General features: G+C 43.6%; 24 protein-coding genes and 10 tRNA genes. 6 read left to right on the forward strand and 28 right to left on the reverse strand.

The features are described 5' to 3' along the window. Positions 1-41: 41 nt before the first annotated feature. The 19 genes from pepN to ACMXYR_RS10100 form a co-directional block, all read right to left on the reverse strand. On the reverse strand, positions 42-2,666 hold the full coding sequence (gene pepN, locus ACMXYR_RS10010; protein WP_415901448.1) for an aminopeptidase N: 2,625 nt from the start codon (positions 2,664-2,666) through the stop codon (positions 42-44). 19 nt (positions 2,667-2,685) lie between these two features. Continuing rightward, positions 2,686-3,516 (reverse strand): DUF2797 domain-containing protein, encoded by an 831-nt coding sequence (locus ACMXYR_RS10015; RefSeq protein WP_415901449.1) that lies wholly within the window; start codon positions 3,514-3,516, stop codon positions 2,686-2,688. Continuing rightward, positions 3,516-3,788 (reverse strand): YeaC family protein, encoded by a 273-nt coding sequence (locus ACMXYR_RS10020; protein WP_415884159.1) that lies wholly within the window; start codon positions 3,786-3,788, stop codon positions 3,516-3,518. Before ACMXYR_RS10020 ends, ACMXYR_RS10015 begins: the two co-directional genes overlap by 1 nt. Positions 3,789-3,846: 58 nt before the next feature. Continuing rightward, positions 3,847-4,722, reverse strand: coding sequence for an alpha/beta fold hydrolase (locus ACMXYR_RS10025; protein WP_415901450.1), 876 nt, complete (start codon positions 4,720-4,722; stop codon positions 3,847-3,849). A 3-nt stretch (positions 4,723-4,725) separates the two neighbouring features. Next, on the reverse strand, positions 4,726-5,580 hold the full coding sequence (locus tag ACMXYR_RS10030) for a rhomboid family intramembrane serine protease (RefSeq protein ID WP_415901451.1): 855 nt from the start codon (positions 5,578-5,580) through the stop codon (positions 4,726-4,728). Continuing rightward, positions 5,580-6,560, reverse strand: a complete 981-nt coding sequence (locus ACMXYR_RS10035) for a metallophosphoesterase (RefSeq protein WP_415901452.1) — start codon at positions 6,558-6,560, stop codon at positions 5,580-5,582. The genes ACMXYR_RS10030 and ACMXYR_RS10035 overlap by 1 nt, the downstream gene beginning before the upstream one ends. A 1-nt stretch (position 6,561) precedes the next feature. Beyond that, on the reverse strand, positions 6,562-7,443 hold the full coding sequence (locus tag ACMXYR_RS10040) for an NAD(+) kinase (RefSeq protein ID WP_415887726.1): 882 nt from the start codon (positions 7,441-7,443) through the stop codon (positions 6,562-6,564). Between the two features lie 111 nt (positions 7,444-7,554). Further along, on the reverse strand, positions 7,555-8,454 hold the full coding sequence (locus ACMXYR_RS10045; RefSeq protein WP_415901453.1) for a 1-aminocyclopropane-1-carboxylate deaminase/D-cysteine desulfhydrase: 900 nt from the start codon (positions 8,452-8,454) through the stop codon (positions 7,555-7,557). Positions 8,455-8,645: 191 nt separating this feature from the next. Then, the gene (locus ACMXYR_RS10050) at positions 8,646-9,569 is read right to left on the reverse strand and encodes a diguanylate cyclase (protein WP_415901454.1); all 924 of its coding nucleotides are present in this window, start codon (positions 9,567-9,569) and stop codon (positions 8,646-8,648) included. 177 nt (positions 9,570-9,746) lie between these two features. Continuing rightward, positions 9,747-9,822 (reverse strand) — tRNA-Val (locus ACMXYR_RS10055). A gap of 50 nt (positions 9,823-9,872) precedes the next feature. After that, positions 9,873-9,949: transfer RNA gene (locus ACMXYR_RS10060), tRNA-Asp, on the reverse strand. 16 nt (positions 9,950-9,965) lie between these two features. Then, a tRNA-Val gene (locus tag ACMXYR_RS10065) sits at positions 9,966-10,041 on the reverse strand. 50 nt (positions 10,042-10,091) lie between these two features. Continuing rightward, positions 10,092-10,168: transfer RNA gene (locus ACMXYR_RS10070), tRNA-Asp, on the reverse strand. A 16-nt stretch (positions 10,169-10,184) separates the two neighbouring features. Then, positions 10,185-10,260, reverse strand: a tRNA-Val gene (locus ACMXYR_RS10075). A 50-nt stretch (positions 10,261-10,310) separates the two neighbouring features. Next, positions 10,311-10,387, reverse strand: a tRNA-Asp gene (locus ACMXYR_RS10080). A gap of 16 nt (positions 10,388-10,403) precedes the next feature. Further along, positions 10,404-10,479, reverse strand: a tRNA-Val gene (locus ACMXYR_RS10085). 50 nt (positions 10,480-10,529) lie between these two features. Beyond that, positions 10,530-10,606, reverse strand: a tRNA-Asp gene (locus tag ACMXYR_RS10090). Positions 10,607-10,622: 16 nt separating this feature from the next. After that, a tRNA-Val gene (locus ACMXYR_RS10095) sits at positions 10,623-10,698 on the reverse strand. Between the two features lie 49 nt (positions 10,699-10,747). After that, positions 10,748-10,824 (reverse strand) — tRNA-Asp (locus ACMXYR_RS10100). 320 nt (positions 10,825-11,144) lie between these two features. On the opposite strand from ACMXYR_RS10100, the gene syd reads away from it, so the two are divergent. Continuing rightward, positions 11,145-11,708, forward strand: a complete 564-nt coding sequence (gene syd, locus ACMXYR_RS10105) for a SecY-interacting protein (protein ID WP_415901455.1) — start codon at positions 11,145-11,147, stop codon at positions 11,706-11,708. A gap of 6 nt (positions 11,709-11,714) precedes the next feature. Beyond that, positions 11,715-12,296, forward strand: coding sequence for a YajG family lipoprotein (locus tag ACMXYR_RS10110; RefSeq protein WP_415901456.1), 582 nt, complete (start codon positions 11,715-11,717; stop codon positions 12,294-12,296). Positions 12,297-12,351: 55 nt separating this feature from the next. Here ACMXYR_RS10110 and ACMXYR_RS10115 read toward each other — a convergent pair whose 3' ends face one another. Both ACMXYR_RS10115 and msrB read right to left on the reverse strand, forming a co-directional pair. Beyond that, on the reverse strand, positions 12,352-13,020 hold the full coding sequence (locus tag ACMXYR_RS10115; protein ID WP_415901458.1) for a DNA-3-methyladenine glycosylase I: 669 nt from the start codon (positions 13,018-13,020) through the stop codon (positions 12,352-12,354). A gap of 8 nt (positions 13,021-13,028) precedes the next feature. Continuing rightward, positions 13,029-13,433 carry a peptide-methionine (R)-S-oxide reductase MsrB gene (gene msrB, locus ACMXYR_RS10120; RefSeq protein WP_415901459.1) on the reverse strand — a complete coding sequence of 135 codons (405 nt, stop codon included), beginning with the start codon at positions 13,431-13,433 and terminating at the stop codon, positions 13,029-13,031. 176 nt (positions 13,434-13,609) lie between these two features. On the opposite strand from msrB, the gene ACMXYR_RS10125 reads away from it, so the two are divergent. The 3 genes from ACMXYR_RS10125 (at position 13,610) to ACMXYR_RS10135 (ending at position 16,296) form a co-directional block, all read left to right on the forward strand. After that, positions 13,610-14,824, forward strand: coding sequence for a pyridoxal phosphate-dependent aminotransferase (locus ACMXYR_RS10125; RefSeq protein WP_415884148.1), 1,215 nt, complete (start codon positions 13,610-13,612; stop codon positions 14,822-14,824). Positions 14,825-14,933: 109 nt separating this feature from the next. Next, positions 14,934-15,305, forward strand: a complete 372-nt coding sequence (locus ACMXYR_RS10130; protein WP_415884147.1) for a hypothetical protein — start codon at positions 14,934-14,936, stop codon at positions 15,303-15,305. A gap of 163 nt (positions 15,306-15,468) precedes the next feature. Further along, positions 15,469-16,296, forward strand: a complete 828-nt coding sequence (locus ACMXYR_RS10135; protein WP_415901460.1) for an HDOD domain-containing protein — start codon at positions 15,469-15,471, stop codon at positions 16,294-16,296. 55 nt (positions 16,297-16,351) lie between these two features. On the opposite strand, the gene ACMXYR_RS10140 is transcribed toward ACMXYR_RS10135, so the two are convergent. Beyond that, complete coding sequence (locus ACMXYR_RS10140; RefSeq protein WP_415901462.1) at positions 16,352-16,843, reverse strand: hypothetical protein; 492 nt, start codon at positions 16,841-16,843, stop codon at positions 16,352-16,354. After that, positions 16,844-17,749 carry a class I SAM-dependent methyltransferase gene (locus ACMXYR_RS10145; protein WP_415901463.1) on the reverse strand — a complete coding sequence of 302 codons (906 nt, stop codon included), beginning with the start codon at positions 17,747-17,749 and terminating at the stop codon, positions 16,844-16,846. Between the two features lie 153 nt (positions 17,750-17,902). Here ACMXYR_RS10145 and htpX point away from each other — a divergent pair, with 153 nt between their 5' ends. Then, the gene (gene htpX / locus ACMXYR_RS10150) at positions 17,903-18,796 is read left to right on the forward strand and encodes a protease HtpX (protein WP_415901464.1); all 894 of its coding nucleotides are present in this window, start codon (positions 17,903-17,905) and stop codon (positions 18,794-18,796) included. A 35-nt stretch (positions 18,797-18,831) separates the two neighbouring features. Here htpX and ACMXYR_RS10155 read toward each other — a convergent pair whose 3' ends face one another. Genes ACMXYR_RS10155 through ACMXYR_RS10175 form a run of 5 tightly spaced genes read right to left on the reverse strand, consistent with a single transcriptional unit; the run spans position 18,832 to position 23,352 of the window. Next, the gene (locus ACMXYR_RS10155) at positions 18,832-19,236 is read right to left on the reverse strand and encodes a hypothetical protein (RefSeq protein WP_415901465.1); all 405 of its coding nucleotides are present in this window, start codon (positions 19,234-19,236) and stop codon (positions 18,832-18,834) included. A 2-nt stretch (positions 19,237-19,238) separates the two neighbouring features. After that, positions 19,239-20,051: an alpha/beta fold hydrolase gene (locus ACMXYR_RS10160; protein WP_415901466.1), complete on the reverse strand. Its 813-nt coding sequence runs from the start codon at positions 20,049-20,051 to the stop codon at positions 19,239-19,241. After that, positions 20,038-21,675 (reverse strand): ABC transporter transmembrane domain-containing protein, encoded by a 1,638-nt coding sequence (locus ACMXYR_RS10165; protein ID WP_415901467.1) that lies wholly within the window; start codon positions 21,673-21,675, stop codon positions 20,038-20,040. Before ACMXYR_RS10165 ends, ACMXYR_RS10160 begins: the two co-directional genes overlap by 14 nt. After that, complete coding sequence (locus ACMXYR_RS10170; RefSeq protein ID WP_415901468.1) at positions 21,653-22,708, reverse strand: AAA family ATPase; 1,056 nt, start codon at positions 22,706-22,708, stop codon at positions 21,653-21,655. The genes ACMXYR_RS10165 and ACMXYR_RS10170 overlap by 23 nt, the downstream gene beginning before the upstream one ends. An 8-nt stretch (positions 22,709-22,716) precedes the next feature. Further along, positions 22,717-23,352, reverse strand: a complete 636-nt coding sequence (locus ACMXYR_RS10175) for a hypothetical protein (protein WP_415901469.1) — start codon at positions 23,350-23,352, stop codon at positions 22,717-22,719. Positions 23,353-23,357: the final 5 nt, after the last annotated feature.

Here is a 23,357-nt window from a genome sequence, read left to right on the forward strand (position 1 = left end):
GCATCCGTCCCCCCGGCTAAAGGCGTATATTGCATTTTTTTTTACGCCAAGCTTTTGCTCACCACCTCAAAGACATCTTTTGATAGATTTCCACTGTCTCGAATGCGCTCTAGCTCTTTAAGCATAAGCGTTTGACGCACTTTGTCATATTTCTTCCAACGGCTCAATGGCGTCACCATTCTGGAAGCCACTTGCGGATTTTGAGCATTTAACTCAATAATTCGATCAGCCAAGAACTGGTAACCAGCTCCATCTTTCGCATGGAAATTAACTGGGTTTTGAGCGCAGAATACGGAGATCAGAGAGCGTAGCTTATTCGGGTTTTTTGCATCAAATGCCGGATGCTCCATTAGTGTTTTAACACGATCAATCGCTTTTTCTTTGGGGTTAGAAGCCTGGATAGACAACCAAATATTAACTACTAAACTCTCATCCTTCCAACGGCCATAGAAATCATCCAATAAGCTTTGCGCTGCTTCTTCATTTTCAGAATGTGCAACTTGCACCAATGCAGCCTGCATATCAGTCATGTTATCTGACTTAGCATATTGAGCTTGAGCAAGTTCGAGATACTCTGGCTTATCTAAAGAAGTTAGATAAGATAGACAAAGATTCTTCAAGCTTCGACGAGCAATGGAATCTGAATCTGGCGAATATTGCAGATCAAGGTCGTTAGCTTGATAACAGTGCAACAATGTAGCCTCTAGCTCTGTCGCTAATGTTTGACGTACAAACTTACGAACACTGTAGATAGCATCAACATCGATCTCATCAGCAAGCTCAGATAGGTAAGCCTCAGAAGGAAGCGTTAGCACCTTACTGACCATCGCTTTGTCTAAACCTTCTGTTTCCAGAATAGCTTTATACGCAGACACTAAACGCTCATCTAACTGCAGCAACTTATCATCACGATAGTCAGCAATTAACCCTTGCATGATATCCACTGCAAGCTTTTGTGCCGCGTCCCAACGGCTGAAGCCATCACTGTCATTTGCCATCAGGAACATCAATTCATCACGCTGGTACGGATAAAACAGTTTCACAGGTGCGGAGAATCCGCGCAGTAACGAAGGTACTGGTTTCGCTGCTAAGCCTTTAAAGCTAAAGGTTTGCTTAGCCTCTGTGATATTGAGCACTTCGGTAGTTTGACCATTAGCCAACACAAGGTCCTTACCATTCTCATCAAGCAAGCCAAGGGCTAATGGGATATGGAATGGTAGCTTCTCCTCCTGACTCGGAGTTGCTGGACAACGCTGCTCAACATGAAGCTGATATTCGCCTGTGGATGCATCAAAGTTATCAGTAACATGCAATTCAGGCGTACCTGCTTGAGAGTACCAATTGCGGAACTGAGATAGATCTTTTCCAGATGCATCTTCCATAGCAGAGACAAACTCTTCCGTTGTCACCGCTTGACCATCGTGGCGTTCGAAATAAAGATCGGAACCTTTACGGAATAATTCAGGACCTAATAAGGTATGAATCATTCGCACGACTTCTGCGCCCTTTTCATAGATAGTCAGGGTGTAGAAGTTAGAAATTTCAATAAATGAAGCCGGTCTGATTGGATGCGCCATTGGGCCCGCATCTTCAGCAAACTGAGCCGTGCGCAGTACACCTACATCCTCTACACGCTTCACTGTGCGAGAGTTCATATCAGCGGAGAACTCTGCATCACGGAACACAGTGAAGCCTTCTTTCAAACTCAGCTGGAACCAATCACGACAAGTGACACGGTTACCCGACCAGTTATGGAAGTATTCATGCGCCACAACCCCTTCAACGCGTTGAAAACCCATATCAGTGGTCGTAGCAGGATGAGCAAGCACACAAGAAGTATTAAAGATATTTAAACCCTTATTCTCCATTGCTCCCATATTGAAGAAGTCGACCGCGACGATCATATATATATCTAGATCATACTCACGACCGTATACTTGCTCGTCCCAAGCCATCGACTTTTTCAAGGACTGCATAGCATAATCTAATTTATTCAGGTCTTTCTGCTCAGCATAAATGAGCAATTCAACTTCACGTCCAGATGAGGTCGTAAAGGTATCTTTAATGTGCTGAAGATCACCCGCTACTAACGCAAAAAGATAAGCCGGCTTACTGAAAGGATCTTCCCATTTTACCCAATGACGACCCTCATCAAGCTCACCTTTATCAACCAAGTTTCCATTGGAAAGCAACACTGGATAAGCCTGCTTTTCAGCTTCAATTATTGTGCTGAAGACAGACATCACATCGGGACGATCTGGATAGAAAGTGATACGGCGGAAGCCTTCGGCCTCACACTGTGTACAGAACATACCGTCTGATTTGTACAAACCTTCTAATGCAGTATTCGTTTCTGGGTGGATTTTTGTCAGCGTTTTCAAAGTAAAGCTTTCTGGTAGCTCAGAAAGCAATAACTCTTCACCTTCACGCTCATAATCAACGTGTTCAACAGCATCAATCGAGAGATTCAATAACTCTAGTTCTGGGTGCCCGAATAACACTAGCTTAGGAGCTGAATCATCACACTTCGGGTTTCTGCTGATTTTTAATTCTGCTGTAACTAGAGCTTCCTGCTCAAACAATTGAAAACGCAGGTCGGTGGTTTCTATCAGATAAGATGGAACTTTATAGTCTTTAAGGTAAATAACATTGGGTTCTTGAGACATGATTTCACCTAGTCAGTTATCAGGCAGATACAGATACCTGATACGCTGTGAATTTACGCATATTGATAACGCCAGTATCTAAGATCAGGTACTGCCCTTTTATCCCCTGCAAAACGCCAGATACTTCGGCCGTTTTATCAAAATTAAACGATGTTACTTTGGTCGGGTAATTCAACACAGGGTAGTTGATCTCTATTTGTTCAGCATCTGGCAAACGCTGAATAGCTTGGATACCAAAAGTCTGTTCGAGTTCCGCTAAACCTTCACTACATTTTTCAAAAAGCTGATCACGAATCTCAGCAAGCGTTAAAGGTTCAACTTCATTCTTAAGCATTTTGCGCCAGTTAGTTTTATCTGCCACATGCTCGCCAAGTAGGCGCTCAACCTTGCCCGACTGTAGGCGCGTCGCTACTTTCAGAATCGGCAACGCTTGAATAGCGCCTTGGTCCATCCAACGTGTTGGAATTTGAGTGCCGCGGGTAATACCAACTTTTACACCAGATGAGTTAGCTAGATAAACGTAATGATCTTGGAAGCAAAACTGCTCACCCCAACCGGCATCACGACAAGTGCCTTCATGAAAATGGCAAAGTTCAGGTTTAACTATGCATTGATCACATTGAGGGAGACTTTTGAAGCAAGGGTAACAGAAACCTTGGTTAAAGCTTTTGTTAGTTTTACGCCCACAGTGAGTGCAATTGATCGCACCCTTGTATTCTAAAGAGATAGGCTTACCAATGAGTTCATTCATTGGTACTTCCTGATCACCTACAGGTAATTTATAAACAACGCCTTCAGGTGTTAGTTCGGTGCGCATTTTTTGTAGCGCACCCTGCGCTAGAATCTGCATTAATTTTTATCGTCAGTCAGAATTTTAATCGTATCGGCAGCCAATGGATCTTTACCATGCTGAGAACCATCTTGTTTTGTACGATCAATATATCCCACTCGTTCTTCTTCTGGCTTGTGCTCTAAGTCATAAGCAACAACGGCACGCATGCAGATATCACGTTGTTCTGGCGTTAACTTACGCCCATCAGGCCATTTCCCCAGCTCCACTGCACGCTTAAGGGATTTATGCATATCAGGGGTCATTGCTTGAATTAGTTGTTCGTATGTCATCATCAATCTCTTACTTTTTATCAGGTCTCACCACCGGATTTTGGATCTACAAAGTTTATCACATCCCTATTTCATTCCGCATAAATGCGACCACCTGTTCTTGAATCAAACGTCTATTCTCTTCACAAGGGATATGTAGATCTTCGAGTTCTTTTAACTGTTTTAGATTTGCCAGAGTCGCTCTTGCTTGCTCAGCTAACTGATCCGGATCAAAATAGATATCTTCACTGGCAGTAAAAAGCTGTACTGGGGCATTAAATCTGGACAGCTCTGCTTTTGAAAATGGCCCCGGCGGTATCAACGTCATAGGAATACCCGCCTGAAACGTCGAATAATAATACAGCTCCAATTCTGGCCAGTTATCTTCCATCAATGGCTTCATTAGCTGATCAAAATGCGGCTGATCGGTATGTATTTTAAAGCCAATAAAAGGCAGGATCAGTTTTTTCAATGGCCGCCACAAGGGTCTAGAGAATCCCGCAGGTACAATCAGCGACGCTGCAGATATACGCTCAGGCTTGTAAGCAGCTAGATCAAGTAAAACCGCTCCACCGAAGGAGAGCCCTACCATGGGGGCTTGCTCAACACCTAAAGCATCCAAAAGCTGATCAAGCCACATAGCATAGGCACTATTGGAAGGTACTGGTGCGATACCTGGAGTTTTCCCTGCTTGCCCAGGAATATCAGGCGAAATTACTCGAAAATAATTAGTCAAAGGCCATAGCAGCTCGAGGTTAAACGGTGCTGGTGTATGTAAGCCATGCAACGCAATTAATGGCGGAGCATCCTCAGGCCCTGCCTCCATCACCCAGATAGGGCCTAAGGAAGTCGATTGATATCGACCTGTGACATTACAATCTGGCAATTGATTAAGTCGATCACACTGCCCTTGATAACGATGATTTAGATCTAATGACAGTGATACTGGATCCACTTGTTATCTCCTAGTAACCAAAAGCTTTCCAAACGGGATAAAAGCTAAGCCAGCCAACAAACCCACTAAGTGAGCGGTATTCGCGATAGCGCCTAATTGCAGTGCTTCTAGAACACCAGCATAGCCAAGAACTAACCAGAAGATTAAGAAGCCCATGATGCTCTGCGGCAAGCCGATTCGATGAGCCGACTGAGTTTTATCCCATAGCCACGCATAACCTAAGAAGGCAAAAACTACACCTGACAAACCACCAAACATTGGCCCCGCATCGTGATATTGAGCGATGTTAGAGATAACTCCTGAGAAAAGTATCAATAAACATAACGTCACACGACCTTGATAGATCTCAATCCGGCTACCCACAATCCAAATCCAAAGGGCGTTAAAAGCAATATGAAGTTCACTAAAATGCAGAAAAATAGGCGTAATTAAACGCCAGATTTCGAATGACTGCAGAGTCCCTTCCAAACCAGAGCTGTAGAGACCGCCATCTTTTTGAACAATATCTGCAATCGTAAATAACCGCAGCCATTCCAGATTGTCACCAAAAGAGATTAAGAAGGTTAGCAACACACTGCTCGCGATCAACAAACCGCTGATCCAAGCCTGTTTAACTTGAGATAGAAGATTAGCCTGACCTACCGCTCTTGGGATCGCTAAAACAAAGCCCTCAAGACTCTCACCTCGACGACATTTCTCATATAAAGCCACAATTTGAGCAGGCTCAACGCCAGCCGCCACCCAAATCTCTTGAGAATGCTCAAGCTCAACAACCCGATGCGGAACCTCATATCTCCACAGAATTTGGGTAAACTCTGTTAGATCTTCACCTAAGGGTACAGAAAGTACCTTAATCATTAGAGACCTAGCTCATCAGCTATTTCGGTTCTTACATTAACCCATACAAACTTGTCAGGCTGAATACTTTTCTCATCATCTAATCGATAAGCAACCAACTTACCGTATTTAACCGCACTGTAATCTAAACATGCAATATTAGATGTTATAGGTTCAGGAACCCCTTCACGCCAGTAGTGACCAATAAATAACATCTTCTCTTCTGGGCCGTAATAAAGAAGATCATTATGATCCTGCTTAGTTAATTTCAAACGAGCAATATGCTCTGGCAATGGGTCCGGCTGGAACACAACATCCGCATAATATTCAGGTTCAGCAGACCAAAACTTGGTTCTGAAGAAACGCCTACGATAACCGTCTTTGCTCACCATCACCTCGCCATCAGGCAAGCTTAAGTGCGTGCCGCGCAACAACCGATCAGTCAGTGCCCATTCAAAGGTACCGCGTTTAGAGGAACGATGTAGAAAACGGTCATCGATAATATGATTTGGGTATTCGCCCTCGAACCGATCAATTAACTTTTGATGCCAACAAGCATGCACAACACGGAAGTGCTCGAACTCTAGATAAATTGGCATCTCCCTAATCCACTGTAAGAACATCTCCTGCTCTTCAGGATAATCAGCAAACTGCTCTAATGTTTCAGCAAGAATGCGGTGGTGACGCGGGCTATGTTCGCGTAGGTAGCTAAGACCACTCCCCTCGTGCCCTTCTGTACAGTAACTCAGAAAGTTAAATTCATGGTTCCCCATGACAATCTGAGCAGCGCCCAATTGCACCATGTCGTAAACGATATGTAGGGATTCACGGATTCTAGGGCCGCGATCAACAATGTCGCCTAAAAAGATCATCTGGCGCTCTGGGTGGCAGTAGACACCATCCTTTTTACTGTAACCTAACTTGCTTAACAAAAGTTCTAAGCTAAGGCCGCAGCCATGAACATCACCAACCAGATCGTAGCCTTTAAACTGATCAGTCACATCAATCTCCGAGCTTAGTACCCCAACCAAGCTTCTCTCGGCAGGTACTATAGAAATCATAATTGAGTGGGTGTAACAGTTTCAGTTTATGGGGTTTCTTATGAACCGTAATCGTATCTCCTGGCGCACAACTAATATCTTTTTGACCATCACAAGATACAGTTGGGTAGGCACCATTATTAGGACTAATAACCAACTTAAGTTCGCTATTACCGTTAACCACAATAGGTCGGCTAGAAAGCGTATGCGGGAACATAGGCACAAGCACCAAAGCATCTAACTTCGGATGCATAATAGGGCCACCGCCAGATAAAGAGTAAGCTGTAGAACCTGTTGGTGTAGAGATAATCAAACCATCGGATTTTTGCGTGTACACGAACTGACCTTCAATATACAACTCAAATTCAATCATTCGTGCCGCTTTACCCGGGTGCAGCACACAATCATTTAGCGCAGTGGCTTCGCCAATAGGTACCCCTTCACGCTTAACAATAACATCAAGCAGGAAGCGACTATCAACGGTGTACTTACCTTCCAGTACTTCGCCTACTTTTTCTTCAATTTCATTTGGAGAGATATCAGTTAGGAAACCTAGATTACCCCTATTCACACCAAGAACTGGAACATGGTACTGAGCTAAAGAACGAGCCGCGCCCAACAGACTTCCGTCCCCACCAACCACAATAACGAGGTCGCATATTTCGCCCATCATTTTCTGTGTACTGGTTTGTTGGCCATGACCCGGCATAACTTCAGCAATACGCTCATCGATAATAGTATTCAGACCGCGATCACCTAAAAAGCGAATAAGGTGCTTGAGTGTATCGATGACTGATTTACTACCTAAACGCCCAATAAGACCAATATTACGAAAGTAATCCATTATCTCTCCGGATTAACGTTTGTATGAAAAACCAGATTCTATCTAACTGATTTTTCAGATTCTTTTCAATGATTCTTTATGACCAAAACCTAAATTTGGCGCTAATCAAGCTTAAGCTAGACTTCGGGCCCCTTGCAGACCACCGGTATGAATAGCCAAAATAGTACTTCCCTCTGCGTAATCACCGCGCTCAATTCTCTTCAACAGGTGACTAAGCATTTTTGCAGTATAAATCTGGTCTAGGGGGAGCTGATGCTCTTTCAGCATAAAATCTATGAACGCTAACAGATCATTAGACACTTTAGCATAGCCACCACCATGCCCTTCCAGATCTAAATCCCAGTTATCAGTAGGATCAACACCTGATTCAGTCATAAGGTTTTCGATGTCAGAAAACAGAAAATCTGCCTTTTTGAGCACCGGTATCCCTAAAACTGGAATATTAGGAACAGATAAAGCCACGCCAGCTAGAGTACCACCTGTCCCGCAAGCTAAAACGATTTGATCAGGATTTACCTCAGCGAGGATCTCCGGCGTGATAATCTCTCGCGCGCCTTGCACGGCAAATTTATTACTTCCACCTTCCGGCACAATTAAAGGATTGGAAAAGCGTTCCTTTACAGCTTCAAGATAGATTGGATCATGCCGCTGACGATATTCCTGACGATTAACAAAGAGCAGCTCCATCCCCCATGCTTGCGCATCCCTTAAGGTTGGATTATCCACATACTCTGGCTCACCGCGAATAACACCAATAGTTTTTATCCCAAACAAAGATCCAGCCTTAGCCAAGGCGTGAATATGATTAGAATACGCCCCACCAAAACTGAGGACTGATAAGTAACCATTTTCAAGCGCATGCTGAAGGTTATACTTCAATTTAAACCACTTGTTACCGCTGACTATTGCATCAGTCAGATCTAAACGAAGCAGGTAAAGCTTAACCCCCGCCTGAATAGTCTCATCGGTTTCTAAAAGCTGTACGGGTAACACGGGATTTTGAAGTAGCATTTTAATTAATTAGCACTGCAACATTATTGAAATATAAATGAAGTACTTTAAAGGAAAGTTAAATAACAGAGGAAGAAAAACGTGGAAGACTATATCGAAGAATTACTGCTACTTAATATTGATGAATATGAAGACGATGAATGTCTAGATGATGCTGAAGAACAATAGCAGCATCATCCAGACTAATGATTTTAAGCACTATTGGTCTGAACTAAATTACCAATACGCTGCTTAATCACGAAAGAACTATTCCCGCCTGAGCTTTTAGACTCATACATCGCAAGATCTGCTCTCTGCACAATTTGATCAGGATTTTCCATACCATTTGTCTCAGTTACACCAAGACTCACCGAAACTTTGATCAGAGAATCAGAATCATGATCAACACTAAATGAACACTTAGAATTGAACATTAATCTAATCCGCTCAGAGGTTTTGGCTGCCGCATCAATATCTGTCTCAGGTAACAGCACCATAAATTCATCGCCGCCATAACGAACAGCAACATCAGTTGTACGCAATGTCTCTCGAAGTATTTCGCCAATAAGCCTTAAAACACGATCTCCTTCCAGATGACCAAGAGAATCATTAACTTTCTTAAAGTTATCTAAATCAAAACAGATCAAGCTCAGCGGATGGTTATAGCGCTTGGCACGATCTAACTCTTGCGCCATTACAGTATAAAAGTGGCGCTGGTTAAATAACCCGGTTAACTCATCAGTGACAGAAAGCTTATGCAGCTGCTGCTCTAAACTCTGCCTCTCGGTAAGATCATGAAAGAAACCAATACTGCTGCCTTCATTTTGATCAACAATTGCTGCTGATAAACGAATCGGAACGACCGCCCCATCCTTACAAGCAAGCTGAGCCTCATAACCCTCAATACTTCCAGGCTTGCCATAAGAGTCAGAAAGCAAAAGTTTCTTAATCTCTTTTGCCTCCTCTAAACTCGGATAGATTGAAGCGATACTAACTTTTCCTATAACTTCATCAGCCGAATAACCCAAAAGTTTCTCAGCTGCCGCATTAAACAACTGAACAACCCCTAAACCATCTACACCTATAACCGGATCAGGACAGAGTGATACAAGCACGGCTTCATCCACATAATTCACAGAGGTATTCCCATCTCTTTTATTTTTATTTCAGGAAACTAATTGTTAGCACTCCTTTATGCTAAAGAGCACACAAGAAAAAGAGAGTAACAGATACAGCCTTTAAGTAAACAACTCAGAAGTTTTGATATTTGAATTTAACAAAAAGGAATATATACAGGCAAGAAACGCACTTAGTGGTGGGCGTGGAGAGGCTCGAACTCCCGACATTCGCCTTGTAAGGGCGACGCTCTCCCAACTGAGCTACACGCCCACTAAGCAGATGGCTTGTTTACGACTCTCTCAGCACTTCGAGAAAGAAGATGGCGGAACGGACGGGACTCGAACCCGCGACCCCCTGCGTGACAGGCAGGTATTCTAACCAACTGAACTACCGCTCCACATTGTAGTGCTTAGTGGTGGGCGTGGAGAGGCTCGAACTCCCGACATTCGCCTTGTAAGGGCGACGCTCTCCCAACTGAGCTACACGCCCACTAAGCAGATGGCTTGTTTACGACTCTCTCAGCACTTCGAGAAAGAAGATGGCGGAACGGACGGGACTCGAACCCGCGACCCCCTGCGTGACAGGCAGGTATTCTAACCAACTGAACTACCGCTCCACATTGTAGTGCTTAGTGGTGGGCGTGGAGAGGCTCGAACTCCCGACATTCGCCTTGTAAGGGCGACGCTCTCCCAACTGAGCTACACGCCCACTAAGCAAATGGCTTGTTTACGACTCTCTCAGCACTTCGAGAAAGAAGATGGCGGAACGGACGGGACTCGAACCCGCGACCCCCTGCGTGACAGGCAGGTATTCTAACCAACTGAACTACCGCTCCACATTGTAGCGCTTAGTGGTGGGCGTGGAGAGGCTCGAACTCCCGACATTCGCCTTGTAAGGGCGACGCTCTCCCAACTGAGCTACACGCCCACTAAGCAGATGGCTTGTTTACGACTCTCTCAGCACTTCGAGAAAGAAGATGGCGGAACGGACGGGACTCGAACCCGCGACCCCCTGCGTGACAGGCAGGTATTCTAACCAACTGAACTACCGCTCCACATTGTAGCGCTTAGTGGTGGGCGTGGAGAGGCTCGAACTCCCGACATTCGCCTTGTAAGGGCGACGCTCTCCCAACTGAGCTACACGCCCACTAAGCAGATGGCTTATTACGACTCTCTCAGCACTTCGAGAAAGAAGTTGGCGGAACGGACGGGACTCGAACCCGCGACCCCCTGCGTGACAGGCAGGTATTCTAACCAACTGAACTACCGCTCCACATTGCTCGTCTAAGACAGTCACTTACTGCCCCAAACGGAGTGCGAATTTTACGGATTTTGTCCTCCATGTCAAACGTTTAAACAAAAAAAATTTATTCTTTTTGATTGCACATTCTTTGTACAAAATCAGTAAGTTAGAATAAATCAAAGTAAAACAGTATGTTCCATCAAACTGTTCAAAAATCATCCTACCGCCAACAACTTAACAACCAATCGGTTTCCCAACAAATACAATTCTATTACTGATATATATTTCCACATCCTTGATTTAAGTTAGAATCAATCGCTGACCAAATTACTTAATATAGAGAAAGTTCTATGTCTGCCTCCCCTACCATCTCAGCTTTAGATCTTTTTATAGAGAAGCTCGACGCCCTGCAGGCGCAACACCCTCTGATTCGATATAATTCTGATTGGCCTTCAGAGTGCTACGCTACCCAAGCTAAAGATGGAGTTACTGTATCTTGGTGGCCAACATTACAGGCAACTCCAAGCGATATGTTTACTCGATTAGAGGAGGCTCTAGAAGAATCCATTCATCCAGACATTATCGATTACTACTGCCGTTACTGGTCAGATCCACTACCAGCTAGCTGCAGTGATGGCGATCTCAGCTTGATACAAGTTTGGAATGATGAAGATATGGAGCGCTTACGCAGCAACTTAATAGGACATGCTCTTTCTAAACGCCAGCAAAAAAGACCTCTGACCTTTTTTATTGCCTGCCCAGAACCTGATGAGGACTTTTTTATCAGTGTTGATAACTTTAGTGGCGAGGTTTGGTTAGAGCGCCCTGGAAAACCACCTATCAGAAAGCTGGCAGATAACCTAGCCGATTTTCTAAATTCATTAACACCCCGTCTAATTCCTGATACGGAGTAAGTTAAGTTGAAACAACTACGATTATTAGTAAGCGGATTACTAACTATTTTAGCGACAAGTTCTTTGACAGGCTGCGTCACCTTTAATTCACAAACGCTAGATCTGCACCCGCAGATCCAAGTCTCTAGAGTATTAAGCAAAGAAAAGCGCATAGAAATCGTTCCGAAAGACTTGAGATCAGATTCAGTCATTGGCTACCGTTACACAGGCGAAGCCGATGCTCCATCTATTGTTTTAAAAGATAGTCTTCACCTTTTACAGCACACGACTGAACACGCGTTAGAAGACATGGGCATCGTTCGCTTCTACGGTGGAGAATTTAATCTAACCATTAGCCTTATCGACCTTAATTACCGCGCATCTGAATCTAAAATAAAACAGACTGTAAACTTAGATACAAAACTAAAGGTAACGGTAAGCAAAGGTAACAAGAGCTACACTGGTACTTATACCGCTGACAAACAGCAGACTTTTGTGGGTGTACCTTCAGAGGAAGAAAACGAAAAGCTGGTAAATAACCTGTTTTCCAGCGTGATGAACCTAGCGATGAATGATCAGCAACTATTAGATTTCATTCAGTTTAACTAATCTTTAGAAATAACAAAAAGCCTGCTATCTATATTGGAGACAGGCTTTTTATTTTCTACCAACCAACGGTATGAGAGAGCAAACGGCTTATCTGGCACATAGGCCTACCAGACTCTTCCCGCCATTGGTTAAAACATTCTTGAACGAGCTTCAGATCCCTTTTCGCCGTCGGTTTTTTCTCAATAACTCCTTGAGCTTTCAGTCCCGCAACAACATCATCGGTCAAAATAAAGGTATCTTTTCCGATCATTCTTAAAAAATAGCTACCTGAATTCCCACCTAATTGCTGGCCTTGCTTTTTGAGCAATTCCCATAAGCCAATAATATCTTCAACCGGCCATTGAGCGACCAACTTCGCAAAACTACCATGCCTGTTGGCAAGATCTGTGACCATCAAAGCATTCACACGGGTTGCTTTAATCTTGCCCCAATGCCTGATCAACTGATGATTCTGCATTAGGTTTTCTAACTGTTCGTCACTCATCAAACTGACTTTTTCTGGATCAAATCCAAAAAATGCTTGTTCAAACGCGGGCCATTTAGAATCAACTAAAGAATGCTTCAACCCTGCGCGAAAAACCCTCCGCATCATGTCGCTGAACAATCGATCATCAGTCACTTGTGCTAACTCTGACGGACTCTTAGCTAAAGGTAAGAGCGCTTCAATATCTTGATCTGGGTAATGAGCCTGAACATGCTCGTAAATCCACTGGAAGGATTTCATCTACTATTTCACTTTTTCACAAAATCTAACGAAGCCGAATTCACGCAATATCTAAGACCGGTTGGTTGTGGCCCATCCGTAAATACGTGCCCCAAATGTGAATCACACGTTGCGCAAGTAATTTCTACACGCACCATCCCGTGAGTTGTATCACTGTGCTCTTCTAGAGCCCCATCCTCGACCGGCTGCCAAAAACTCGGCCAACCACTTCCAGAATCGTATTTTTGCTCCGATGCAAACAATGGGGCACCACAACAGATACAACGATACTCCCCACTTTGTTGGTTATTATAATACTCGCCAGTGAAAGCTCGCTCTGTACCTTTTTGACGACAGATACGATATTGCTCTGGACTCAAACGATCTTGCCACTCTTGCTCTGAATGAACGACCTTTTGGTTTTTTTCAGCCATACAATCTCCCTGATAATAAAAAAGCCTGCAGTACGCCATTTCCCTAGGTTTCAACAAATAAAAGGCGTATGATTAGTCTCTTTTTTTTCTGAGGCTTATACCATACAACCTAGGTCTCTATGCATAGGACAACATCTAGCCGCAGAGATTCCCGGCTAGGTTTGCAGGACAATAAAATGCCAGTAATCCGTAAATCAAACAAGCTGATCAATGTGTGTTACGACATTCGCGGTCCAGTACTTCAGGAAGCTAAACGTCTTGAAGAAGAAGGACAACGAATCCTTAAATTAAACATTGGCAATCCCGCCCCATGGGGTTTCGACGCGCCTGAAGAGATTGTACAGGACGTTATTTTGAATCTACCCGCTTCCCAAGGTTACTGTGATTCAAAAGGCTTGTTTTCCGCCCGTAAAGCGGTGATGCAAGAGTGTCAGAAGAACGGAATTAAAAATGTAGGCATTGAAGATATCTACATTGGTAATGGCGTTTCAGAACTGATCGTTATGGCAATGCAAGGCTTGTTAAACGATACCGATGAGATGCTGATTCCTGCGCCTGACTACCCTCTTTGGACAGCTGCTGTAAGTCTGAGCGGCGGAAACCCCATCCATTACCGTTGTGATGAAGAAAAAGATTGGGCTCCAGACATTGAAGATATGCGCAGTAAAATTACTGATCGCACAAAAGGTATCGTGGTTATTAACCCAAATAACCCAACAGGCGCTGTATATCCAAAGGCCGTACTTGAACAGATCATAGAACTGGCCCGTGAACATAATCTAATCATCTTCGCAGACGAGATTTATGACAAGATTTTGTACGATGAAGCAGTGCACACGCCGCTGGCATCACTTGCTGATGACGTTTTGTGTATATCCTTCAACGGTCTATCAAAATCCTATAGAGCAGCGGGTTTCCGTTCAGGCTGGATGATTGTAAGCGGTCCAAAGCACAATGCCCGTGACTACATCGAGGGCTTGGAGATGCTCTCTAGCATGCGCCTTTGCTCCAACGTACCAACTCAGCATGCTATCCAAACAGCACTAGGTGGATACCAGAGCGTCAATGAATTGATTGTATCGGGTGGTCGACTTTACGAGCAGCGTAATCTAGCTTGGAAGATGCTTAACGAGATCCCAGGTGTAAGCTGTACGAAACCAGAAGGCGCACTGTATCTGTTCGCTAAATTAGATCCAGAGGTTTATCCGATCAAGAATGACGAGAAGATGGCTTTAGATCTGCTACTGCAACAGAAAGTCCTTATTGTGCAAGGCAGCGGCTTTAACATGCCGGATACTCAACATTTCCGGTTGGTATTCTTACCTCGTAAGGATGAGCTTCAGGACGCTATCGAAAGGATAGGCACCTTCCTCAAAACCTACGAGCAATAAACAGAACGGCCATCTTCGATGGCCGTTTTTTTGTAATGTCATTGTAATAAGACCATCCTAGACTAAGCTCTATATTGTGTATTCGCCTTTAGAGTAAATAGGATAATCAATGTTTATAAAGGTAAGAAAAAACTGCGGTATCTATATGGAACACAACGGCCTAGAGCAGCGCCACCTTGTTCCCGTTACATCCAACTTTCTCATCAACCTAAATCATGTCGCAGAAGTCTCTTTCTATACAATTAAAGAGTCTAAGATCCGTTACGACCTCGAACATCATGAGGTAACCATACCTCCTCATACCCGTGTTATTCACGTACAAATGAACTACCTATATGGCTCCTACAAAGAAACGGTTAACGACAAAAAAGGCCGTTTAGTGGACCGTTGTTACTACAAACTTTACTTTATGCCAGAAGAGATGGGACAGTACGAAGGCATTCGATCTCAGATAGAAGGCTTGGTCCTAAATGAGGACTAATTGATTAAAAAGCGGCCACCTGCCGCTTTTTTTTGCTTAAAAATCAAAAACTTCTTGCAAAAAAACTCATAGATCTCTAATTATCTAATTAGAGCTTTATGTTGATACAGGAATGGGTGTTAAATAAGCTCAATCATATGAATCTTATCTCTAAGGAGTGCACATGGAGATTCGCGAACTACTTGAGCAAACAGACAAACTGCCCAACGTTCCTGAAGTCGTAAGACAGTTAATTCAGCAATTAAACAACCCTGCTGCAGATTATGGCGAAATTGCTGAAAAAGTTGCACAAGATCAGACACTGTCTCTAAAAATTCTGCGCCTTGTAAACTCTGCGCATTTTGGCTTAAGACGCAAAGTTTCCTCTATTGATGAAGCAGTCGTGATGCTAGGTATGGTCCGCCTTAAAACGCTTGTTATCGCTTCGGGTATTGCTGGCTCTGTTAAAGAAGTGGAAGGGTTAGACCTGAAGAAATTCTGGAGCGAATCATTCCGCGTGGCAGCTCTATCAAAATGGTTTGCTGAACGAGATACAGAAGTTGATCCTGACATTGCCTTTACCGCTGGCTTAATTCATAACATTGGCCACCTTCTGTTACACCTATCCCAACCAACACGTGCACAGGAAATTCAAGCAACAATAGATAATTCAAGTTGCAGCCGCTGTGACGCAGAAATCGAGCACTTAGGCTTCACAGCGCCTGAAGCAGGACAAGCTTTATTAGATATGTGGAGCTTTCCGAAAGAGCTAGGCATTGCTGTTCGCCAACACAAACAAGCAACCTCTTTCGAAGAGCCGTCAGCACTGGCTGCAGTGGTCAATCTAGCTTGCGTTGTGAATTCAGCTATCCGCAACCAAGACAACTTAGAAACTCTACAGGGTAGTTTCCCTCAAGATGTAGCTACGCTAGCGGGTATTTCAGCAGATACAGCAGATAACCTAGATGAAGCGCTGAATCTTGAATCAGGCTTGGACGGTTTAGCAGACTAACGTTTACTTCATCATTAAAAAGGCAGCCTAGGCTGCCTTTTTGTTTATTTAGCAATTAAACCGGTTCGGTGCCCGTTGCTGTAACAGCTTTAATGCAAGAGATAATATCTCTTACGTCTTGCAACGCACGATGACGACGAAATTGAGCTTTGGCCAAAAAGCCAAACTGAATAAGCTGTTCTTTACTTAATATTCTATCTAACCCCGCCATACGGAAACTCGGCTGAATGCCCGTCGCTTCAAATAAACGAGTTAACCAAAATAGATCAAATTCAAATGCATCGCTAATCAGCGTTTTACCTTTTAGCTTTTGATTTAAACGTGAACAAGCCTGCTTAATATCAAGACCTTTGCTTACCGCTACTTCTCGCTCTATGCCGTGCATCTCTTCGGCATATTCATCCCAATATCGCCAGCCAGCTGCAGAATCTGGATTAATCAGAAAGTTATCTTGTTCGCCTGTTTCGTCGTTAATCCAAGCGATTTCGATCGGATAGGACTCCGCGCCTAACCCACTAGCTTCCAAATCAATACAAATTAGCTCCACTCAGTTCTCCCTTACGTATAACAACACTTTAAGGCTTTTTTCGGGTTCGGCTTCCGGAAAATCTTCCGGATTTTTTAAACGTTCTACAAACTTAAAATCTGGACACTCTTCTAACATCAACTGTTTTAAAAACTCAGTGCCATTTTTAGGGTCATTATGACAAGCCAGAACTTGACCGCCCTCGTTAGTTAATTCGTTCAAACGACGAATAACTTTTCTATAATCTTTTTCAGCCACAAAACTCCCCGGCTGAAAACTTGGCGGATCAATGACTATCAAGTCATAAGGACCATATTGACGCACCTTTTTCCAAGACCTAAATAGATCGTACGCCAAAAATTTAACACGGTCTCCATTTAAACCGTTCAAGATGTGATTTTCCCGACCTGTATTAATCGCACCTCTCGACATATCAACATTAACAACTTGATCAGCACCACCAGCCAAAGCTGCTACAGAGAAAGCACAGGTATACGAGAATAAGTTTAGCACCCGCTTACCACCAGCATTGTGCATCACCCACTTACGCCCTTCACGCATATCCAAAAATAAGCCACTATTTTGGTTGCGTTGAGGTTTGACCTGATAAAACAGACCAAGTTCCATCGTATTCATCTGCTCAGGCACTGAGCCCCAAGCAACATTTTGCTGCGCTTCTTTACCTCGAGAACGCTGCTGAATCACCAAGCCTTCGATTTCATCTACACTCTTTAGGGTGTCGCTTAATTCAGCAACCCACTCAGGTTCAACTTCTTTGTACAACCGAGCAACGGCATAAGGAGGAAACCAGTCAATTACCAGATGCTCAAACCCCGGAAAACAGTGCCCACGTCCATGAAAAATCCGGCGCGATTCACTCATCGCTAATGGTATTTGCTGCTTTACGACTGTTAAGACTTGCTGCATCTGAGATCCTGTATCCAAAGGGTCATAAAAAGGGGCTAAATTATAGGCTCGGGCGTAAATGGACACCAGCAATAACAGGACAAATAGACTTGAAACTTTTATCATTCACCCCTATCTAAGCAATGAGCTTAAACAATAGGAAATCTTTCACTTATGATGCGTATCGGCTTATTTCTATTAACTAACATCGCTGTGCTAATCGTTGCCAGCATTACCCTTAATCTACTGGGTGTTGACCACTATGTATCCGGTGCTGGCCTTAATATGACCAGTTTGCTGATCTTCTGTGCAGTCTTCGGTTTTGCAGGTTCATTCATCTCGCTATTCCTATCTAAGAAAATGGCGAAAATGACAACAAGTACAGAGATCATTACCCAAGCACGTAACTCTGATGAACAATGGCTTTTAGATACTGTTGCTGAGCTTTCAGAAAAAGCGGGTATTAAAATGCCTGAGGTTGGCATTTTCCCTGCTCAACAAGCAAACGCATTTGCTACGGGCTGGAATAAGAATGACGCATTAGTTGCTGTGAGCTTAGGTCTGTTGCAGCGCTTCCAGAAAGAGGAAGTAAAAGCAGTAATGGCACATGAGATTGGCCACGTAGCTAACGGTGATATGGTTACAATGAGCCTAGTGCAAGGTGTTATAAACACATTTGTAATGTTCTTTGCTCGAATTGCAGGCTACGCAGTAGATAGCTTCCTAAAAAGTAACGATGAAGAAAGCCAGCCAGGTACTGGTATTGGTTACTTCATTACAGTAATTGTCTTCGAAATCATTTTTGGAATTTTGGCTTCGTTTGTTGTTTCTTGGTTCTCTCGTTACCGCGAGTTTAGAGCAGATGAAGCAGGAGCAGACCTATCCAGCAACCATGCGATGATCGGTGCACTGCAACGCTTGAAAGCTGAATATGAAATGCCAGATCAGATGCCTGGTCAGCTAACTGCTTTCGGTATTAGCAGCCATATGAAATCTGGCCTAATGGAATTAATGTCTAGTCACCCTCCGCTTGATAAGCGTATTGAAGCGCTTCAGAAGCGAAGCTAAGTACAAAAAATCCCCGGCAAGCCGGGGATTTTTTATTACAGAGTATTACCATCGATAAACTGTCTATACCGAATAACCTTCTCTAGCTGTCCAGCATCGCTCAATCTATATTTGTAGATTTTATCACCCTCTCGATAGATGCCTCGGCAACGAAACTCTTTTCCTTCCATGCTTAAACAGATTTCGTCTTTGTTATTTACTTTCCAGATACCCTTTCTTTCTTCCCAGTATCTCTCTTGCTGAATCTGTCCATTTGCAGCGTAGTACGTGAAACTGCTACTACCAGATATAACATTGAAGGATTCAACCGTCTTTCCTACAAACAACGCCTTTATTTCTGATCCATTCAAGCGAGTTAAAGGAACATCGCTAGGCTTAACCTGACAACCCACCAGCATAACTATTGCACTCACCCCAAGTATTGTTTTCAAAGTTGTCATCTTTATCTCCGATTACATTCTGACCAAAACTGGTCAATACAAGTCTTTAATCCACTAGCAAAAAAACTGCCCGCAAAATCATGTCCCTGCTCGGGCAAAACACAAATACGTGGGTTAGTTACATCTAATAATTGGCCTTTCAATTCAGCCAATTTTTTAAACCAAGTATGAGCACGTTCAAGGCGATTCATTCCTTGCGCTGTATCTACACGTGCCCCAGTTCTTAAACTTTTATCACGCACCGTATCCTGCTCTCCTACGGCCACCATTAAAGGCAGTGCTAGCATTCGGTCTAATTGCGCTTTCCCCATCCACTTAGGTATGTCTCTTAACCCATAAGGGTAGGTATCTTCATGATTAGGAATGGTGTACCAACCTGCACTACATATCACCAGCGAGGCTATTTTGTTTGGGTGGAAAAGTGCATATCGGTGCGCAAACTGTGCGCCACCCGAATAACCACACAATTTAATTTTAAATTCCGGCAACCCCACATGTTTTCTAAATGCGATCAGAAGCGTATTCAACGCAATATCAGCACGTGGCATATAAGGGCCTTTAGATAACTTCTGATATTGTGGAAAAACACCTTTCTCAAATTCAGGTACCACTAGCCAACAGCCAAATTTATCAGCAAGCGTTCTAAAAGCTTCCAACTGATCATCGTACTGCCGAGAAATTCCATGCACCGCAACAATGACCTGAGTATCATCCTTCAGCTGTTTTGGACGGTATAGCCGCGCAGGCAATGATTTAACTGACGGGTAAATACAACGAACAGCAGTGCCTGGAGCAGGCGTTTCAAGCAAGCTCATGATTTATCCCTCTTGGAAATTCAACAACATTACTAGGTTTAGCATCGTCACTTGCTGAAACTTTAATCTCACCGTTAGTCAGAGCTATTAACTCCTCCAGCTCCTCGGCAATAACAATGGCTCCATCAAAGTGATTGAACACATCTACCAACATATTTCTAATATCAGGGCTTTTTAACGCAACATCAGAATCGATAAGCAATAGTTTTGGGCGCCTTAGCAAAGCTCTTGCAAGCTGAACCCTAAACCTTAAATTGCTGGGCAGATTTGCCCCCCTCTCACCGATTTTTAATTCGCTTCCTTCATCAGAGCAATATCCCTGTAAACCGGTTGTTGCTAGAACCTGCTCTGTAAACTCTTCTGACCTTTTCCTTGCACCATAGAAAAGATTACTACTTAGCGTTCCTTTCAGTAGAGGAAGTTCTGGACTTACAAGTGAGACCGTTTGAGCCCAAATGGATGGATGAATCGCTGAACTCCTTCGGCCGCAAAATCTGAGTTTCCCATTCGTAATTGGAGCAAGTCCTGCTAAAGCCTCCATGAACGAGCTCTTGCCTGCTCCTTGATCCCCTCGTAACAACAAACGATCTTGTTCATTGATTACACAAGAGATTGAGCCGAAACGCTGCTTAACGGCCATCCCCTTTGACTCAACTTTAAAGGCCTCTTTAGGTAATCGACGTTTGCTCTGCTGACCTACGATATCGCGCTGCAAAAACGCCCCTAACTTATCTTCGGATACCTTTTTTAAGGTCCACAGCTCATACAAGCGGCTAAGCCTTCTAAGCTGATTGACCAGATACAAAGATGCTACGAGCAACACAGGAATATAAGTTTCTGCAATAAGTCCTTCCTGGCTAAGATTTAACCCCTGCATCATGATAACAAGCACAGATATAAGTAGAATTGCTTCGTTAAAGCCTCTGATAAGAGAAGACGCATGAGCTTTACGCATCTGACGTGTTTTTAATCGATCAGCACTACGAGAAAACTTACGCTGCTCTTTTCCAGATTGGTTAAACAACCTGATTAATTTAAAGAGGGCTAATCGCTCATTAGTCGCATTTATTAAACGCCCTCTTTCACGCCTTACACTCGCCGTCGCATAATATAAGCCCTTACCTAAATAAAAATTCCCTAAGACAGCAAAAGCCAGCGGTATAAAAGCTGTTACTAACAAAGTCCAATGAATCTGACTGAGTGCGACAAATGCAGCTAATAACCAAATTCCCAATACAAGCAGTGGAGCAATACCTTGCACCATCCAATTTCGAATAGGCGTCATATCCCCAGTCAACCGCAATAAAGTACCACCTCTGTTAAGAGCTTCATCACTCACAGGTAGTGCCAAAGTGTGCTTATAAACTGTATTGCGTAACTCACAGATATAAGCTTGGGCCATACGTTCAGCGAAATAACGTTCACAATATCTGGCCGCCGCTAATCCGAAAATTGCAGCTAACACAATTGATGTAATAACCAGATCAAAAGAAAACTGCTCGTGGCCCAACTGATCCTTAGCTAAGATCATCAAGCCTAGGAAACAGGCAGTCTGTATCAATCCAATTAGGATCAAACCACCTATTCCCTTCCAACGTTGTTTAGATAGCATAGGAGGTAACATAACTATGATCCCTCTCCAAACTAGCCATCAATGCCTTCGCTGTGCTCACTTTACGCAAAGCATCCAAGCTATAAATAGGTAAACCAAGGCTATCTTGTACTTCATCCGCACATAATTCTGCACGAGTGAATAAACCACCTAAGCCATAAATAGGGAATCCAGCTTCAATCATCTTTTCAGCACAATATGCAGCGGCGGTTGAGCTATCTGCAGCGATCATCGATGCGCTTACTTCCTTAAGCAAACGGCCATTCGCTATGAGTGCTTTATTTTGTGGCTGTAAAACCCCATCTGCTAATTCAACAACCAATAGATCCGCATCAGCTTGAACCGCATCCATTTTTAATCTTTGAAGCAACTGAACTAACTTTGTTTCACTTAGATTAACTGTGGATGGGTAACCCGCATCAAGAAAATCTTTCACTTGAAAAGCACCAGCATCAACCATCTTCCAATAGTCAGGCCCTGACCCTGTACCTGTTAATTTTGCAGCTGCGGCCTTAAAACCCGCTTTGCTAAAGCCATTAATTAACGAAGATGCCATTGAGGTTTTACCACTGTTCATATCACTGCCGACCACCAACAAAACAGGCATTTCATTAGCCGATGGATGCAGATAAGCATCTTTAAGCGTACTGTAGTTCTCTAAGTTAATTTTCTGCCCTTGGCTATTAACTAACACCCCTAAAACTGTAATTTCAGTCGCGGCTTTTACTTGAGAGCTTTTACTAATCACATCTCCGGCAATACCACCGGCAGCAACGAGTTGAGTTTTACCTAACTGCTCCGGGGATTTGGCATGAAACTGATCCGTGGCATAACGATCACCCGCAGCGACAATAATCAGATCATCCACAAAAAGGTGCTCACGGCGTCCATAAGGATTTTCAATCCGGGTGTGCTGACGAATACGATCCACTCTCGCTAATAACAGATCTCCTGTCTCAGGCAACATTTCCGCAACGTCAGCAACATCATCAAAGTTAACGTTACGCGTGATATAGCTTCTTTTAACACGATTCAGATCAATCATTTTTCACCTCACTTTTGTTTACGTAGTTTGTAAACAATTCGGGATATTCTCTTTGCTGTCGCTCTTTCTGGTGTTAAAAGGGCTTCCAATTCCACTCGCTTCGTTTTTCCAGAACGGCCTCTCACTTTTCGCTCTACAACCAGACCTAATTCAGGAGCGTATTCAATATCATGAGTTTCCCTGACCTTGGCGATCACCTCTTTCCAAAAAACCGAGCGTGCACAGTTATACTTGTTGGTTTTGTACTTTTTCTTTTTCAGCTTGAAGCGACCTTCACCTTGATAAGTACAACGCCAATGCCGAATGGAGTTGCCTGATTTAGAGCTTTGACGATTCATTTCAAACTCAGCTGCATCATCTTTTCCAAACGGGATCAAAGTTTCAGGCGATCCGAACTTCAATGTGTGCGAATAGCCTTGAGTGCGATCCGGATACTTTTGATAACTCAAAACAGGTACAACAGGATGAATTGATCGTCTATATAATCGCTTTCTCTGATCTTCCCAAACCTCCCAACCAGTGCCTTTTTCTATAAGCTTCTCTACTTTTCCATCACTGTAGATAGCCACAGTGCCAATATCATTACCGGCAGCGATGGTTCCGGCGTACCCTACAAAAAACATTGCCATCAATGCTCGTTTCATCACCC

The sequence above is a fragment of the Neptuniibacter sp. QD29_5 genome, from assembly GCF_047778125.1.
Lineage (GTDB): Bacteria > Pseudomonadota > Gammaproteobacteria > Pseudomonadales > Balneatricaceae > Neptuniibacter.

Bases quoted from the DNA above. Each gene is read 5' to 3' on its own strand.
- pepN (WP_415901448.1), bottom strand. From the start codon at position 2,666: ATGTCTCAAGAACCCAATGTTATTTACCTTAAAGACTATAAAGTTCCA.
- ACMXYR_RS10015 (WP_415901449.1), bottom strand. From the start codon at position 3,516: ATGCAGATTCTAGCGCAGGGTGCGCTACAAAAAATGCGCACCGAACTA.
- ACMXYR_RS10020 (WP_415884159.1), bottom strand. From the start codon at position 3,788: ATGACATACGAACAACTAATTCAAGCAATGACCCCTGATATGCATAAA.
- ACMXYR_RS10030 (WP_415901451.1), bottom strand. From the start codon at position 5,580: ATGATTAAGGTACTTTCTGTACCCTTAGGTGAAGATCTAACAGAGTTT.
- ACMXYR_RS10040 (WP_415887726.1), bottom strand. From the start codon at position 7,443: ATGGATTACTTTCGTAATATTGGTCTTATTGGGCGTTTAGGTAGTAAA.
- ACMXYR_RS10045 (WP_415901453.1), bottom strand. From the start codon at position 8,454: ATGCTACTTCAAAATCCCGTGTTACCCGTACAGCTTTTAGAAACCGAT.
- syd (WP_415901455.1), top strand. From the start codon at position 11,145: ATGTCTGCCTCCCCTACCATCTCAGCTTTAGATCTTTTTATAGAGAAG.
- ACMXYR_RS10115 (WP_415901458.1), bottom strand. From the start codon at position 13,020: ATGAAATCCTTCCAGTGGATTTACGAGCATGTTCAGGCTCATTACCCA.
- msrB (WP_415901459.1), bottom strand. From the start codon at position 13,433: ATGGCTGAAAAAAACCAAAAGGTCGTTCATTCAGAGCAAGAGTGGCAA.
- ACMXYR_RS10125 (WP_415884148.1), top strand. From the start codon at position 13,610: ATGCCAGTAATCCGTAAATCAAACAAGCTGATCAATGTGTGTTACGAC.
- ACMXYR_RS10130 (WP_415884147.1), top strand. From the start codon at position 14,934: ATGTTTATAAAGGTAAGAAAAAACTGCGGTATCTATATGGAACACAAC.
- ACMXYR_RS10135 (WP_415901460.1), top strand. From the start codon at position 15,469: ATGGAGATTCGCGAACTACTTGAGCAAACAGACAAACTGCCCAACGTT.
- ACMXYR_RS10145 (WP_415901463.1), bottom strand. From the start codon at position 17,749: ATGCAGCAAGTCTTAACAGTCGTAAAGCAGCAAATACCATTAGCGATG.
- htpX (WP_415901464.1), top strand. From the start codon at position 17,903: ATGATGCGTATCGGCTTATTTCTATTAACTAACATCGCTGTGCTAATC.
- ACMXYR_RS10155 (WP_415901465.1), bottom strand. From the start codon at position 19,236: ATGACAACTTTGAAAACAATACTTGGGGTGAGTGCAATAGTTATGCTG.
- ACMXYR_RS10160 (WP_415901466.1), bottom strand. From the start codon at position 20,051: ATGAGCTTGCTTGAAACGCCTGCTCCAGGCACTGCTGTTCGTTGTATT.
- ACMXYR_RS10165 (WP_415901467.1), bottom strand. From the start codon at position 21,675: ATGTTACCTCCTATGCTATCTAAACAACGTTGGAAGGGAATAGGTGGT.
- ACMXYR_RS10170 (WP_415901468.1), bottom strand. From the start codon at position 22,708: ATGATTGATCTGAATCGTGTTAAAAGAAGCTATATCACGCGTAACGTT.
- ACMXYR_RS10175 (WP_415901469.1), bottom strand. From the start codon at position 23,352: ATGAAACGAGCATTGATGGCAATGTTTTTTGTAGGGTACGCCGGAACC.